The 14,362-nt window shown below is 28.8% G+C and carries 17 protein-coding genes; 5 read left to right on the forward strand and 12 right to left on the reverse strand.

Annotated elements, in window-relative coordinates; genetic code table 11:
* Positions 1 to 49 precede the first annotated feature (49 nt).
* The 4 genes from Q0617_RS05860 to serB form a co-directional block, all read right to left on the reverse strand.
* Positions 50 to 1,087 carry a hypothetical protein gene (locus Q0617_RS05860; RefSeq protein WP_298751484.1) on the reverse strand — a complete coding sequence of 346 codons (1,038 nt, stop codon included), beginning with the start codon at positions 1,085 to 1,087 and terminating at the stop codon, positions 50 to 52.
* Positions 1,088 to 1,161: 74 nt separating this feature from the next.
* On the reverse strand, positions 1,162 to 2,514 hold the full coding sequence (locus Q0617_RS05865; RefSeq protein WP_298751485.1) for a class II 3-deoxy-7-phosphoheptulonate synthase: 1,353 nt from the start codon (positions 2,512 to 2,514) through the stop codon (positions 1,162 to 1,164).
* Between the two features lie 25 nt (positions 2,515 to 2,539).
* A complete protein-coding gene (locus Q0617_RS05870) occupies positions 2,540 to 3,532 on the reverse strand; it encodes a transaldolase (protein ID WP_298751486.1) in 993 nt (330 codons plus the stop codon).
* 120 nt (positions 3,533 to 3,652) lie between these two features.
* Entirely contained in the window at positions 3,653 to 4,273 is a 621-nt protein-coding gene (serB, locus tag Q0617_RS05875; protein ID WP_298751489.1) for a phosphoserine phosphatase SerB, read from the reverse strand.
* 110 nt (positions 4,274 to 4,383) lie between these two features.
* On the opposite strand from serB, the gene ruvX reads away from it, so the two are divergent.
* Positions 4,384 to 4,764 (forward strand): Holliday junction resolvase RuvX, encoded by a 381-nt coding sequence (ruvX, locus tag Q0617_RS05880; protein ID WP_298751491.1) that lies wholly within the window; start codon positions 4,384 to 4,386, stop codon positions 4,762 to 4,764.
* Positions 4,765 to 4,793: 29 nt separating this feature from the next.
* On the opposite strand, the gene lpoB is transcribed toward ruvX, so the two are convergent.
* Genes lpoB through acpS form a run of 4 tightly spaced genes read right to left on the reverse strand, consistent with a single transcriptional unit; the run spans position 4,794 to position 7,540 of the window.
* Positions 4,794 to 5,405, reverse strand: coding sequence for a penicillin-binding protein activator LpoB (lpoB, locus tag Q0617_RS05885; protein ID WP_298751493.1), 612 nt, complete (start codon positions 5,403 to 5,405; stop codon positions 4,794 to 4,796).
* 8 nt (positions 5,406 to 5,413) lie between these two features.
* Positions 5,414 to 5,845, reverse strand: a complete 432-nt coding sequence (locus Q0617_RS05890) for a DUF1425 domain-containing protein (RefSeq protein WP_298751495.1) — start codon at positions 5,843 to 5,845, stop codon at positions 5,414 to 5,416.
* Between the two features lie 12 nt (positions 5,846 to 5,857).
* Positions 5,858 to 7,183: a hypothetical protein gene (locus Q0617_RS05895; RefSeq protein ID WP_298751497.1), complete on the reverse strand. Its 1,326-nt coding sequence runs from the start codon at positions 7,181 to 7,183 to the stop codon at positions 5,858 to 5,860.
* A gap of 9 nt (positions 7,184 to 7,192) precedes the next feature.
* Positions 7,193 to 7,540: a holo-ACP synthase gene (gene acpS, locus Q0617_RS05900; protein ID WP_298751499.1), complete on the reverse strand. Its 348-nt coding sequence runs from the start codon at positions 7,538 to 7,540 to the stop codon at positions 7,193 to 7,195.
* A 30-nt stretch (positions 7,541 to 7,570) separates the two neighbouring features.
* Here acpS and Q0617_RS05905 point away from each other — a divergent pair, with 30 nt between their 5' ends.
* Positions 7,571 to 8,530, forward strand: coding sequence for an ABC transporter permease (locus Q0617_RS05905; RefSeq protein WP_298751501.1), 960 nt, complete (start codon positions 7,571 to 7,573; stop codon positions 8,528 to 8,530).
* A 105-nt stretch (positions 8,531 to 8,635) separates the two neighbouring features.
* Positions 8,636 to 9,460: a pantoate--beta-alanine ligase gene (gene panC / locus Q0617_RS05910; protein WP_298751502.1), complete on the forward strand. Its 825-nt coding sequence runs from the start codon at positions 8,636 to 8,638 to the stop codon at positions 9,458 to 9,460.
* 15 nt (positions 9,461 to 9,475) lie between these two features.
* Here the strand turns inward: panC and Q0617_RS05915 are convergent, their stop codons facing one another.
* The gene (locus Q0617_RS05915; RefSeq protein WP_298751503.1) at positions 9,476 to 9,658 is read right to left on the reverse strand and encodes a YgaP-like transmembrane domain; all 183 of its coding nucleotides are present in this window, start codon (positions 9,656 to 9,658) and stop codon (positions 9,476 to 9,478) included.
* A 178-nt stretch (positions 9,659 to 9,836) separates the two neighbouring features.
* Between Q0617_RS05915 and rimO the strand changes: the two genes are divergently transcribed.
* Both rimO and tilS read left to right on the forward strand, forming a co-directional pair.
* Positions 9,837 to 11,177: a 30S ribosomal protein S12 methylthiotransferase RimO gene (gene rimO, locus Q0617_RS05920; protein ID WP_298751505.1), complete on the forward strand. Its 1,341-nt coding sequence runs from the start codon at positions 9,837 to 9,839 to the stop codon at positions 11,175 to 11,177.
* On the forward strand, positions 11,177 to 12,151 hold the full coding sequence (tilS, locus tag Q0617_RS05925) for a tRNA lysidine(34) synthetase TilS (protein ID WP_298751507.1): 975 nt from the start codon (positions 11,177 to 11,179) through the stop codon (positions 12,149 to 12,151). The genes rimO and tilS overlap by 1 nt, the downstream gene beginning before the upstream one ends.
* On the opposite strand, the gene Q0617_RS05930 is transcribed toward tilS, so the two are convergent.
* From Q0617_RS05930 to fliD, 3 genes are read right to left on the reverse strand one after another with little or no spacing between them, the layout of a single operon-like run.
* Positions 12,140 to 12,409 carry a hypothetical protein gene (locus Q0617_RS05930; protein ID WP_298751509.1) on the reverse strand — a complete coding sequence of 90 codons (270 nt, stop codon included), beginning with the start codon at positions 12,407 to 12,409 and terminating at the stop codon, positions 12,140 to 12,142. The two genes, tilS and Q0617_RS05930, sit on opposite strands and share 12 nt — an antisense overlap.
* Entirely contained in the window at positions 12,385 to 12,753 is a 369-nt protein-coding gene (gene fliS / locus Q0617_RS05935) for a flagellar export chaperone FliS (protein ID WP_298751511.1), read from the reverse strand. The genes Q0617_RS05930 and fliS overlap by 25 nt, the downstream gene beginning before the upstream one ends.
* A 39-nt stretch (positions 12,754 to 12,792) precedes the next feature.
* The gene (gene fliD, locus Q0617_RS05940) at positions 12,793 to 14,358 is read right to left on the reverse strand and encodes a flagellar filament capping protein FliD (RefSeq protein WP_298751513.1); all 1,566 of its coding nucleotides are present in this window, start codon (positions 14,356 to 14,358) and stop codon (positions 12,793 to 12,795) included.
* Positions 14,359 to 14,362 lie beyond the last annotated feature (4 nt).

The following is a 14,362-nucleotide window of genomic DNA, read 5'->3' on the forward strand; positions in this document are numbered from 1 at the left end:
CTTAAAAGTACTTATTTACTTTCAGTTTTTATTTTATTAAAAACACAAATCAATCTAAACTCAAAATAGGTTTCTCTTTTACATTAAAAGTTTCCACTTTAAACTCATCATTCATGTGACTTACTGAAATATATGCTTCTTGATTATCTTTGTTTTTCAACATAAAAGAGGTCTCTTTATCAACTACAATTTCATTAAAACCTAAACCTTCATACTGATTTAATAAATCCTCTTTAATCTGTTCAAAGCTAATATCATATCTCTCATCAATAACCATTTTAAAATTATTCTCATCTTGAAAAAACTCTATTTCATTTAATTTTTCTTCTACTTCAATAACTTCTTGCTTGCTAATTATATATTCATAAGTTACAGATAAAAAACCAATGGTAAAAACTGTAATAAAAACATTAAGTAAAGAGTATAAAATACTTAACTTTTCAGAGATTAAAGCCATAAGAAATTCAATTGCCAAACCATAAACAAACCCAACAACTACTGCAAAAAAAACAGGTATTACAAGTACAGTTATAAAAACTAAAAATTTATGATTTTTTGTTAATTCAAAGGCATCAGAAAAATCAATTGGCTTATCTATTGAAATAGCAGGGAAAATTAGAGATATTCTTGAAAAAACAATTCCAATAAAGACTACAATTACAATAGAAATACCAACACTATAAATAGATGCAAGGCTAGAACCCAACAGACTTTGAATAGCTTTACCTAAAAACATAGCAATAAAATACAATATAAAAAAAGTGAGTCCTAAAAGGATTCCTAATCCAATTCCTTTTAAAATAAAAGTGAGTTCTCTTGTTCCAAATGTGTAAACTCCCCAAGTTGGAGTTTCTTCTTTACTTAAAAGTAATATTCTATGTACATTGATAGACATAACAATTGTAATAAGAAAAGATAGGGCTACTAAAGCATACAAATAAAAAGAGCTTGTAGTTTCGCCAATACCATGTGTACTATAAAACTCAATTACAATTAATAAAAAAAAAGGAATAAGTAAAGCTTTGGTCAAAATATACTTTTTTTCAAAAAGTAAGTCTAAAGTTCTTTTTATAATCTCTTTATACATATATTTTCCTTAGCTATCTTTGCAGATTAATTTGGGGAAAAGAGAAGAGATAAAACCCTTCTCTTATAAATATTTTATTTTCTTGCCTCTTTTAAAGTATCAGCAATCATAAATGACAATTCTAAAGCTTGGTCAGCATTTAGTCTTGGGTCACATTGGGTATGGTATCTACTTGCAAGTCCCTCTTGCGTAATAGCAGAACTAGCACTTCCAGTACACTCAGTTACATTTTGTCCTGTCATCTCAAGATGAATTCCACCGGCAACTGTACCTTCAGCATTGTGAATTTGGAAGAATTGTTTAACTTCCCCTAATACTGATTCAAAATCTCTTGTTTTGTATCCATTATCAGTTTTGATTGTATTTCCATGCATAGGGTCACTTGACCATAATACATTTTTACCTTCAGCTTTTACTCTTTTTAGTAAATTTGGATAGATATCCCCAATCTTTTGGGCACCCATTCTAACAATAAGATTTAATCTTCCTGCTTCATTTTCAGGATTTAGGGCATCAATTAATTTGATTAATTCATCCTCTTTCATAGAAGGACCAACTTTGCATCCTATTGGATTTTTAATACCTCTAAAGTACTCTAAATGTGCACCATCAAGCTCTCTTGTTCTATCACCTATCCATAACATATGAGCAGAACAATCATACCAATCACCTGTTAGTGAATCTCTTCTTGTAAGTGCTTCTTCATAGTTAAGTAAAAGTGCTTCATGGGAAGTATAAAGTGTAGTTTGATTTAGCTGTTGTGTATTTTCTGAAGTTATTCCACAAGCTTTCATAAAAGCTAAAGTTTCAGAAATCTTATTTGCTAACTCATCATATTTTACACCCAAAGTATGGTCTTTAATAAAACCTAAATTCCACTCATGAACTTGATGTAAATCTGCCATTCCACCTCTTGAAAATGCTCTTAAAAGGTTTAGCGTAGCTGCACTTTGATTATATGCTTTTAAAAGTTTTTTAGGTTTTGGCAATCTTGATTTTTCATCAAACTTAACAGAGTTTACAATATCACCTCTATATGAAGGTAGTGCTATTCCATTTATATTTTCAAAATCATCACTTCTTGGTTTTGCAAATTGACCTGCGATTCTTCCAACTTTAACAACTGGACATCCACCTGAAAAAGTCAATACAACTGCCATTTGCATCATCACTTTAAATAAGTCTTTTATATTATTTGCATTAAATGCATCAAATGATTCAGCACAATCTCCACCTTGAAGTAAAAAAGCTTTTCCTTCTACAACATCTGCCAATTGACTTTTTAAGTTTCTAGCTTCCCCTGCAAATATTAGTGGAGGATAAGAAGCTAACTCCTTTTCCACTTTTGTAAGTTTTTCTATATCATTATAAGTTGGTTGTTGTTTTATAGGCAAATTTCTCCAAGAACTTGGATTCCAATTATTCATAGTATACCTTTTATTTTAAATTATTTTATGCTTTTATTTTTGCTAAAAGCTCTTCAAATGAGACTTTAAATGCATCTAAACCTTCTGTTAATAAAGTATCATATATTTCATTTATATCAATATCATGACTTGAAAGCATTTTAAAGAATTCATCACATTCATTTTCACTAATTATCTCGCTAGGTTCTTTACTACCACTTGTTATATAATCTTCAATCGTAGCTAAAGGTGCAGTGTTTACACTATTTGGATAGAGTAAGTTATCTACGTAATAAGTTGATTCTAACTCATCCCCTTTTACCCCTGTACTTGCAAAAAGTGCTCTTATATTTTTATTTTTAAATTTATTTATTTCATGGTAACACTTTACAGCATTTATAATACCAAGTTTAGAAGTCTCAATGCCTTTTGCTTTAAATTCAGTATCACATAATCTATCAAATCTTGAAACAAAAATAGAGACAACAGCTTTACATTCTGTAATTGATTTTTCCATTCCAGCATTTAGTGCTTTTGAACAATTAATTGCTTGTTGGGGAGAGAATATTAAAGTTGCATTTACATTTATACCTTGTGAAGTCAGCTCTTCCATTGCAAGATATCCAGCTTGCGTAGCTGGAACTTTTATCATAACATTGTCATGACCTATTGTTTTAAAAAGTCTAATTCCCTCTTCAATAGTTCCATTAGCATCATCACACAATGTAGGGTCAACTTCTAAAGAAATAAAACCATCATCATAATCATCTTTGTGCATTGGCTCTAGTACTTCAGCTGCTCTTTTAATATCTGTCATTGCTAATTCTTCATATATTGTTTTAGCATTATTTGCTTGTAAAATCTCAAGTTGTTGCTTATATGCAACAGAGTTTGCAATAGATGAAGCAAAAATTGCAGGGTTTGAAGTAGCACCTTGAATAACCTCATCTTTTATTAAATCTTGAAATTGTTTCTCTAAAAAATCTCTTTCAATAAAATCACACCACAATGAAAAATTTATATCTTCTTTTAAACTCATTTTAACTCCTTTTAATAGTCCCTATTAAAAGGGACCTTTCATTTTTTTATTTCTTTTAACGATAAAAATAAATTCCATCTAAAGAAACAAATCCTAAAGTGCGTCCAAAGACGCTGTTACCTAGATATGTTGTAAGATTTGTGTCAAATCTTTTGTATCAACAATAATATTTGCCTCTTTTTTCAAAATCTCTTTTGCACAAAAAGCTACTCTTTTAGCGGCATATGGAAACATTGAAACATCATTTGCACCATCACCTGCTACTAAAGTGTTCTCTTTAGAAACACCAAGCATGGCTTGAACTCTTTGTATCATATCACCTTTGGAAAACCCAAACATCATATCTCCACCAACTAGACCTGTTAAAATCCCATCTTTATGGTGTAAAATATTTGAAAAATCAGCATCAAGTCCTAGTTTCTGTTTTGCAGGTGTTGTTCCTATTCTAAATCCACCAGAAAAACATACTACTTTGTAACCTTGTTCTTTTAGTTTTGCAATAGTCTCTTGGGCACCTGGCATAAGCGGTAGATTTTTACATATTTCTACTGCTAAGCTATTTTCTAAACCTTTTAATAAAGCCACTCTTTCAATAAGTGACTCAAAAAAGTCCAATCTTCCAGCCATCGCTTCTTCTGTGATTTTTGCAACTTTTTCTTCAAGACCTAATGGTTTTGCTAAAAAATCAATAGTCTCTCCATCCATCAAAGTTGAATCAAAATCAAATACAGCTAATTTCATCGTTTATCCTACCCATATATCATTGTATATATTTTTAAAAAAGATATATATTACCAAAATTATACTAAAATGATTACTTTACGGTTTCAAAGCAAAGATAAGGATATAGATTGAAATTAGCCTCTATTGATATAGGATTAAAAAGAATTGGCGTAGCACTGAGCCTTACAAAGACTATAGTTACCCCACAAACAGCCATATTAAGAAAGAATAGAAATCAAGCTTCAAATGATGTTGATAGCTTTTTAAAAGAGTGGGAAATAGAGAAACTAATTGTGGGATTTCCAAGTTCTAGTGATGATATGCAAAAAAGAGTAAAACACTTTGTCAATCTTCTAAAATTTGAAGGTGAAATAGCTTTTCAAGAAGAGAACATGAGTTCAATCGAAGCAGAAGAGTTAATGAAGGGTGATATAAAATATAAAAGAGATGGTAGAGTTGATTCACTAGCAGCTAAAATAATACTTGAGAGATATTTAGCAAAAAATTAATTATAGGGATTTCCCTATAATTAAACTATTTACCAAGTCACAGTATCGTTTGAGCCAATTTTTCCTATAACTACCTCATCTTCCCAAGTTACAAGTCCAGTTTTTATATCTGTCATTGAAAGTTGAAAATAGTATTCAACTATTTGGTCATCTTTATTTGCTTTTGCTGTTCTTTGTAAGATATTACCTGATAGTGATAATTCAGGGGCATAGAGTGTATTTTTTTTAATAACTGTACTTTTCTTGAACTCATCATTATCTCTTAGTGTTCTAGAATCTTGGGCTAAATCATCCCTTTGTGTTCCCACAGCTGATGTCATTATTGCTTTTCCAGAATTTAGTATTGCAATTCTCATTTTTTTAGTCAAAAATTTCACATCAATTCTTTGGGTAGTATCATTTACAATATCACTCATCATAACTACATATTTCCCACCAGCACTTTTATTTAAAGCCCCACTTTCTAATAAAGAAGCTACCATATCACTAGCTGCTTTTTCAAAATCTTGTCTATCAATTCCCATAGTTACAACTGATGATTTTGGAGAGTTTTCTGGTAAATACTCAGGTTTTTGGCTACAAGCCGTAAATAGTATTGTTGTTATAAATAGTGTTGAAATTATTAATTCTTTACTTTTCATTGTTTTCCTTAATTTTGGTATTCATAGTTGTAACTATCTTTTCTTCTCATATCATCTTCTGTTGGTTCTTGTAGTCTAATTTCAAAACCTTCTGCTCTTATTGAAGGAGAGATGGCACGAATCATAAATCCTCTTTTTGCTTCAACTTCAGCAATCTTCCATTGTGATAATATTGTTCTTTCACTAAAGCCATTTCTATCTAACCACTCTATTTTATAAACTACTTTTTTATTTGTTGATGAAGTATTTTTAAATTTTGCTTCAAGAAGTATAAAACCATCATGTCTTTTAACATGGTTTACTCTTTCTAATTTTAACCACTCTTCTAGTGATGAGTCTTCAATGATTATATGGGAATCACTTACTTCAAGCTCTTTTTGAGCACAACCTGAAAAAAATAGAAAACTTAATATACCAATTAATAAATAAACTTTTTTCATACTTTCATCTCCTTAAAATAAAATTTCATGAATTATCTCATTTCCTACATTTTGGGATTTTACATATATCAGTGCATTTTTCCCTTTAGGAATCAGAATTTCTTTTATAATTTTACCTTGATTATTTTTAATATCTATTACTTTTTCATTTAATTTCAATCTTAAACTTTGAAAGTTTTTAGGTAAATCACTCCATGACCTAATATCAGCCCTATTTGTGAGGTTTTGATATAAGAAGCTTAAAAATCCACCTAATGGGCTTTTATCATTTAATTGTTTTTGGGCTACTGTTTTTGAAATAGTATTAGCTATAGCTTCACTTAAAACTTTTGGAAACTTTTTTTTAAATTCTGTTTTAATTACTCTGTCCATATTACTTATCTCAGTGGTTTTTTTATTATTAACTTCTAAATAAGCATAGGAAGTACTTCTTTCAATGATTTTTGGTAAAGCAATACCTGTATATATTACATTATTTGTAAATATAAACAAAGGAATATTGATTCTTATTTCATCTTTTATCATGCCTTCTCCATTTTCATAGATAATCCAAGCATAATTTTCTTTTGAATTTTTAAATGAACTTAAATATTTTTGACTTAATTCAAAATCACTTTTTATCTGCTCATTTAAAGGGTTCATCTCATACGATTCTTTCAATAAGTCTCTAGCTTTTATCCCATCACCTTCTAGTAAAAAATAAATGCCTGCAATATAATTAACAAAAGGATTTACAAAATTAGGATATGCCTTAAAATCATTTAGTAAAGAGTCATACTCTTTATAAACAAAATCTTTTGCTTCAGTTTCTTGATTTTTACTAGATAACTCTTCTTTTTTATCTTTTATTTCATCAATAAAATACTCTTTTGCTCTTCTTTGTCTATCTAATGCTCTATTAAATTCTACCCTTGCATTTTGAGGGTCATTTAAACTTGCAAAATTTAGTGCTTTGTAGGTATTAAGCATAACCTTTTCATAGGTATTACCTTCATATTCATTGGCATTATTATTTACTAAAATACTTACTGAACTTTCTAAGATATTTTTTACTGTTGAATCTTTATCAACCGTTTCTTTATACGAAATTTCTGCTTTATCAAAAAAATCATTACTTTTTTGATAATCTAGGCAATTCCTAGCTTTTGAGCCACCTTTTATAGCCCAAAGAATAGTATCATTGTCATCTTTTATTTTTTCATCTATTTTTTTATAGTCACAGCTATTTGATTCAATATTAGAATCATTTGGTCCTATTATGCTAGTACATCCAGCTAAAACTAAAAGAAGAGAAGAAAATAATAAAAACTTTATATTTAAATAAACTTTTTTTTTCATATAAAGTAATTACTTCTCTAAAGCAACAACAGCTATTGCAAAGCCATTGTCATGTGTTATTGATACATGAGCTTTTTTTATAGAAAAGTGCTCTATTACTTCTTGTGAGAAAGTTATAAGAGGTGCATTTTTAGCAGACTTTGAAAGTAAAATATCATGAAAACCACACTCTTCTCCAATGCCACAACCCAAAGCTTTACTTGCTGCCTCTTTTGCTGCCCAAAAGCCTGCTGCTGTTTCTATTTTTTTGATTAACTTTATTTCATCTTCATTTAAATATTTTTGATAAGCTTTTATTCCAAACTTTTTATACATCTTTTCAATTCTATTTATACTTACGACATCAATACCAATCATTTTTAACCTATGTAGATGTATAATACACCCATGAATATTCTATTTAAAAAATTATTATACCTTATCATTATGCTTTTTATTATTAGCTTGATATCATTTTTAGCAATTAATCTGGCTCCCAACTCATTTTTTGCAAGTGGAGAACTAAATCCAAATATTACCCAAGAATCAATAGAGCACTTAAAATCTATCTATGGTTTGGACAAACCTCTTTATGTACAATTCTTTTCATGGATTTTTGCAATAGTTCAACTTGATTTTGGGATTTCCTTTAGTTCAGGAGAGATGGTAAAAAATGAAATCCTAGATAGAATACCAATAACACTAACCATAAATATAATTTCTATGGTTCTTATATTTATCATTTCATTATATTTAGGGATTAAATCAGCTCTAAAAAAATCATCTTTTTTTGATAAGTTTACAGGGCAACTCTCTCTTTTAAGTTTTTCTATGCCTTCGTTTTATTTGGCACTACTAGCAGTTTTAATATTTGCTATGAATTTAGAAGTTTTACCAATAGCAGGATTACATAGTGTAAAAGATGATGGAAGTTTAAATTATTATTTGGATTTTGCATGGCATTTGATTTTACCAATTTTTATAATTGTTTTTGGAGGAATTGGAAGTTTAACGTTATATATAAGGTCACTTACAATAGAGATATTAAAAAGTGATTATATCTTTTTTGCAAAAGCTAGAGGACTAAATAAAAATCAAATATTAAAATACTATATTTTGCCAAATCTCTATCCTCCAGTTATAACCATACTTGGATTGTCACTTCCAGGTATAATTGGAGGATCTGTTATACTTGAAACTATATTTTCAATAGATGGAATGGGCTTACTTTTTTTCCATAGTGCCCTAGCACATGATTATCCAGTTATTATGGGGATATTAATTATTGGTGCATTTTTAACTCTGCTTGGAAATATATTAGCTGATTTGGTTTTATTAAAACTAAATCCAAATTACAATGAAAAATAAAAAGAGTAACTCGTTACTCTTTTTAGGGTTTGCTTCTTTAGATGGAATTTATTTCCATCCATAAAAGAAGTCATTAAAAATAGGAACTAATTTTAAGGAGTTTTATTGCAAATAATTAATACGATAGAAGAGTTACAAACTATAAGAAAAGAGTTAAATGGAACAATAGGATTTGTTCCAACTATGGGTGCGTTACATGAAGGGCATATCTCCCTAATAAAAAATGCACGGGCAGACAATGATATTGTTGTTGTTTCAATTTTTGTTAATCCAACTCAATTTTCTATAAACGAAGACTTGGATAAATATCCAAGACGTGATGCTGCTGATAAAAAAATCTGTGAGCTTTGCAAAGTTGATTACCTTTTTATGCCAGAAGTTGCTATGATGTATCAAAGCAATGATGAAGTTTTAATAAAAGCTCCAAAAATACCTAGCTTTATTCTAGAAGGTGAAAAGAGACCTGGACATTTTGATGGAGTTTTACAAGTTGTATTAAAACTGTTTAATTTAGTTCAACCAACAAATGCTTATTTTGGTAAAAAAGATGCTCAACAACTCTCACTAATATCTCAAATGGTCAAAAATCTTTTTTTACCTATAAACATAGTTGAATGTGAAATTATAAGAGAGCAAGATGGACTTGCTATGAGCTCTAGAAATGTTTATTTAACACCAGATGAAAGAAAAGAAGCATTAGCCATTTCAAAATCTTTAAATGTAACAATAGTATCAATTACAAAAGGGCAAAGAGATAGCAAAATCATAAAAGATAAAATGCATGAAGTTATGTCAAATCTTGATGTTGAATATATTGCCGTAGTAAATAGAAATTTTGAAGAGATTCAAACAATAGAGGCAAAAAATACAATTATACTAATTGCTTGTAAAGTAGGTACTACAAGACTTATAGATAATATTTGGATATAGACTTTAAAAAGAAGTCTATATCGTACACTTTTTTGTAATCTTACATAAAGGACAAAAGTTAGTAAGTCCTGCAATCAAAGGTATAACACCTAAATAAAACCACGCAATACCTGTAAAAATCCCAACCAATATTAAGATAATCCCTATAGCTATTCTAAACTTTCTACAAAAAAGTTTTATTTTATCAAATTTGTTCATTTTTATTCCTATTTAAAATAAGTTTTTATTATATGTTATTATATATTTTTAAATCATTTTTGTCAAATTTTATATAATTAATTATAATAATAAATTATATAAAATAAAATAGAATTATTCTATTTTTGATAAATTCAAACTATTATGCTAAAATTCCAAAAAAATTAATAGGTTATATATGAAATTTTCAACACAAAATCCTGAGAAATCATTGCATCTAGTTAGTCTTGGTTGTACAAAAAACCTTGTTGACTCAGAAATTATGCTTGGGAAATTAAGAGATTATAAAATATCAAATGAGGTAGAGACTTCTGATGTAATTATTGTAAATACTTGCGGGTTTATTGATAGTGCAAAAGAAGAGAGTATTAATACAATTTTAAACCTGCATGATCTTAGAAAAAAAGATTCAGTTTTAGTAATGGCTGGGTGTTTAAGTGAAAGATATAAAGAACAACTTCAAAAAGAGTTACCTGAGATTGATATTTTTACAGGAGTTGGAGATTATGATAAGATAGATACACTTGTAAATGAAAAAAGAAGTGGTTTTTCAGATGAAGTATTTTTATTAAATGAGACAAATGATAGAGTAATCACTGGTTCAAATTATCATGCTTATATAAAACTATCAGAAGGGTGTAATCAAGTTTGTTCTTTTTGTGCTATTCCATCTTTTAAAGGAAAACTTCACTCAAGAACTTTAGAGTCTTTAGTAAAAGAAGTTAAAAACTTGGTGGCACAAGGTTTTTATGATTTTTCTTTTGTTTCACAAGATAGTTCATCATTTTTAAGGGATTTAGATATTAATAATGGATTAGAACAATTAATTAGTGAAGTTGAAAAAATAGATGGAATCAAAAGTGCTAGAATATTATATCTTTATCCATCAACTACAACTCTGTCACTTATAAAAAAAATCGAAAACTCAAAAGTATTTGAAAACTATTTTGATATGCCACTACAACACGTAAGCTCTAACATGCTTAAAATCATGAAAAGAGGTAAAGGTATAGAAAAACTCAATGAGCTTATGAGAGCCATGAGAGATACTCCTAAATCCTTTGTAAGAACTACATTTATCGTAGGACATCCAGGTGAAACAGAAAATGACTTTAACGAACTATGCTCTTATGTTGAAGAGTATGGATTTGATAGAGCAAATGTATTTTCATATTCTGATGAAGAGGGAACAACTGCCTATGATAATACAAATAAGATAGAGCAAAAGACAATTGATGCTAGAGCTGATATTTTAGGTGAAATAATCCAAAGAAAAACTTTAGAATCCCTAGAAAATGAAGTTGGAAAAATAGTAGATGTTTATATTGATGGACAAAGTGATGAGCATGAATATTTACTAAGTGCTAGAAAGACTATTTGGGCACCTGAGATTGACGGAGAAATTTATATCAATGATAAAGAGATAAACACAGAATTAACTGTTGGAAAGACTTATCAAGTAAGAATCACTGAATTAGTTGGAGATAAACTCATTGGAACGGCAATTAAAGAGCTTTAATGATTGAATTTAATATCAATACTCAAAAAAATCTTTTAGCATTTTCTGCTGGTATTGATTCAACTGCGCTATTTTTTTTACTTCTTGAAAAAAATATTCCTTTTGATATTGCAATTGTTGATTATAATTTAAGAGCACAATCAAAAGATGAAGTTGCATATGCAAAAGAGTTAGCTTCTAAATATGATAAAAAATGTTTCACTAAAGAGATAAAACTTGCAAATACATCAAATTTTGAAAAGCACGCAAGGGATATAAGATATGAGTTTTTTGAAGATATTATAAAAAACGAAAACTACCAATCACTCATTACTGCACATCAACTAAATGATAAACTAGAGTGGTTTTTAATGCAACTAACAAAAGGTGCTGGCTTAGTTGAATTAATTGGATTAGAAGATAAGACAAGCAAAGAAACATATACTATATATAGACCTCTTCTTGAAGTATCAAAAGATGAACTTCAAAATTTTTTAGAAAAAAACAAATTAAAATACTTTATTGATAGTTCCAATAGCGATGAAAAATATAAACGAAACTATTTTAGAAAAAACTTTAGTAATGATTTAATAAAAACTTATAAAAATGGAATTAAAAATAGCTTTAAATATTTAGAAAGTGATATCCAATCTCTGAGTTTAAAAGGAAAACCTATTTATAAAAAAGAGTCTTTAGAAATCTTTACTAATCAAAATGATAAAAATTTAAATATTAAAATAATAGATAAATCTTTAAAAAAAAGAGGTATTTTAATATCAAAAGCTCAAAGGGATGAAATACTTAAACAAAAAGAGATAAGCATCTCAGATAAAATAAATATTTCAATTACAGATAAATTTATTTATATAGCACCAAAATCAGCTCATGTTATGGATAAGGTTTTTAAAGAGAGTTGTAGAATCAATAAAATTCCAAAAAATATAAGAGCTTATATTTTTGAAATAAAGATTGAGCCAAAAGATCTATTTATCTAAAAACTTTTTTACGTTAGAGATTGTTTTTAACTCTGTTAAAATATCTTCTCTATAATTAAATAAAAAGTTTGCATTTTTAAAAAATAGTTCTCTTAATTTTAAAAGTTCTTCATGTGTTAGGTCAAAGTCAGTTATTTCTGTAGTTTCTAAATAAGTTAAAGCCCAAGACTTTAACCCCTCTGCTCTTAGTTCATCTTCTAAAGAATCAACATAAGTTAATCTCTTTAGTGCTTCTAAAGACCAGTCTCGTCTTTCCATGCTTCTATAAGACCCTGAGATACTTTTTTAACTTGGTGTATTAAATTAACATTGTCATTAATACCAGCAGTAAAAAGAGTCTCTATTTGATATAGGTATAAACCATCAAGATAGTGTGCAATATCTCCACCATCAAAGTCTAATACATTTCTTAATTCATCAAAAATTGCAATTGATTTATTTATATATATAAATTTTTCTTCAACGTCGCCATTTTCCATTGCCTCTTCAGCAAAAGAAAGATATCTAAGTAAACCCTCATATAATTTAAGGATTAATACATATGGGTCGTTACTTACTGCATTTTGTTGATTATAAACATCTAATCCCACCATCATCTCCATCTTTTTCTTGACTCAGAGTATATTATATTAAACCTTAAACTAATTAGAAACAGATTGATTTATCATCATCTCTAAACCTGCAAATTGCGAATTAAATCTACTAATAATTGTTCCATAGTCTGCAAATTGCTGTGCTAACTGTGCATATTTTGAATCTAAATCTTCCGTTGCTTTTTCTAAATCACTTTCAAGGGCTGTCTTTCTAGAATCCATATTATTTTCATAAGAAGTAATTATCCCATCAAATCCATCCATATCATCAAGTAAAGTCTTTAATTGTGTACCAAACCCTTCATTTTCTGCTGTTCCAATAAAAAGATTCTTTAGATTGTCAAAATCATCACTAATTGCTGTATTAAATTCTGTATCATTTAATGACAAGGTACCGGTTTTATCAAGTGACAATCCGTAGTTAAATAAATTTAAATCAGAATCTGCCCCATAATTTCCAAAAATCTGATCTTTAACTTGTGAAAGAATAGTTCTTAAAGTACTTCTATCATCTATATTAGAATCAGCTGAGTAAAGTTCAGTATCAATAGAATCAACTAAAGTATTATATTTATCAATAAAATCTTTAAAAAGTGTTGAAATACTTGTAGTATCTTTTTCAATTGAAATTGAAGATTCTCCTATTTTTACTGCTGTAATTTTTAATCCACCATCTACTGTTACAAGATTTGAGGAGACATCATAATCAACCCCATCAATTTTTGCTTGTAAATTTTGTGCAGTTAAAGTATGGTTGTTATTAGTTAAATTTAATCCCAAATCATCATTTGTAACCTCAAGTGGGCTTCCATCACTTCTTCTAATAGATACAGTTCCATCAACTCCAATAGAGGCATCAAAATCAGGATCTGCATCTATACTTGCGATGAATTGACTATAGTTATCAACTCCATCAGTTGTAAAATCTGTACCATTTAAAGATAATGTTAGTCCAGCTGCAGGAACTGTTCCAGAAGCAATTGTAGTATCAGATAAGAATTCATTAAGCCCTAAGTCAATTCCAGTTTCTGTTATACTTAAAGCATTGTCAGTTCCTGACTTCTCACTTTTTATTACTAATCTAAAAGAATCTGTTCCTACTGATTCAACTGATGCATTAAAATTAGAGTTTATATTAATCTCTTCTGCTAACTTTTCATAAGTTTTGTTAAGTGTTGAAAACTCTACACCATTGATAACTAGCATTGATCCTGAAGTTGAAGATACAATAGCATCTTTATCAGCAAATGAAGAAGATTGATATACATCTCTTTGTGCTAATTGTGATACATCTACAGTTGTTGTACCTGTATTCAAACCTCCAGCATCAACTGCATCAAAATTTACAGACTCACCAGTTGTTGTTGCACTTTTAGTTTCAAAAGCATTTACTCCACCTGATACAAATAGGTCAAATGGTTTTATGGAATTAAGTAAATCTTGCGTTTGAAGTTTTATTTCTGCTACTTTTACACTCTCTAATTCCCAATTTGAAAGACTTGTTTCAATTGGTTCAATAGAACCTTTTCTTTCGGCAGATTTTAACTTATCAATTAATTCTTGATTTAAAGTAGAAGCTTGCCCTGTTCCTAATCCTAATACACCTTCAGCCATAATT

It is taken from the genome of uncultured Arcobacter sp. (assembly GCF_937982575.1).
Lineage (GTDB): Bacteria > Campylobacterota > Campylobacteria > Campylobacterales > Arcobacteraceae > Arcobacter.

Coding starts and splice junctions, on each gene's coding strand:
- Q0617_RS05860 (WP_298751484.1), bottom strand. CDS start 1,087: ATGTATAAAGAGATTATAAAAAGAACTTTAGACTTACTTTTTGAAAAA.
- Q0617_RS05865 (WP_298751485.1), bottom strand. CDS start 2,514: ATGAATAATTGGAATCCAAGTTCTTGGAGAAATTTGCCTATAAAACAA.
- Q0617_RS05870 (WP_298751486.1), bottom strand. CDS start 3,532: ATGAGTTTAAAAGAAGATATAAATTTTTCATTGTGGTGTGATTTTATT.
- serB (WP_298751489.1), bottom strand. CDS start 4,273: ATGAAATTAGCTGTATTTGATTTTGATTCAACTTTGATGGATGGAGAG.
- lpoB (WP_298751493.1), bottom strand. CDS start 5,405: ATGAAAAGTAAAGAATTAATAATTTCAACACTATTTATAACAACAATA.
- Q0617_RS05890 (WP_298751495.1), bottom strand. CDS start 5,845: ATGAAAAAAGTTTATTTATTAATTGGTATATTAAGTTTTCTATTTTTT.
- Q0617_RS05895 (WP_298751497.1), bottom strand. CDS start 7,183: ATGAAAAAAAAAGTTTATTTAAATATAAAGTTTTTATTATTTTCTTCT.
- acpS (WP_298751499.1), bottom strand. CDS start 7,540: ATGATTGGTATTGATGTCGTAAGTATAAATAGAATTGAAAAGATGTAT.
- Q0617_RS05905 (WP_298751501.1), top strand. CDS start 7,571: ATGAATATTCTATTTAAAAAATTATTATACCTTATCATTATGCTTTTT.
- Q0617_RS05915 (WP_298751503.1), bottom strand. CDS start 9,658: ATGAACAAATTTGATAAAATAAAACTTTTTTGTAGAAAGTTTAGAATA.
- rimO (WP_298751505.1), top strand. CDS start 9,837: ATGAAATTTTCAACACAAAATCCTGAGAAATCATTGCATCTAGTTAGT.
- tilS (WP_298751507.1), top strand. CDS start 11,177: ATGATTGAATTTAATATCAATACTCAAAAAAATCTTTTAGCATTTTCT.
- Q0617_RS05930 (WP_298751509.1), bottom strand. CDS start 12,409: ATGGAAAGACGAGACTGGTCTTTAGAAGCACTAAAGAGATTAACTTAT.
- fliS (WP_298751511.1), bottom strand. CDS start 12,753: ATGGAGATGATGGTGGGATTAGATGTTTATAATCAACAAAATGCAGTA.
- fliD (WP_298751513.1), bottom strand. CDS start 14,358: ATGGCTGAAGGTGTATTAGGATTAGGAACAGGGCAAGCTTCTACTTTA.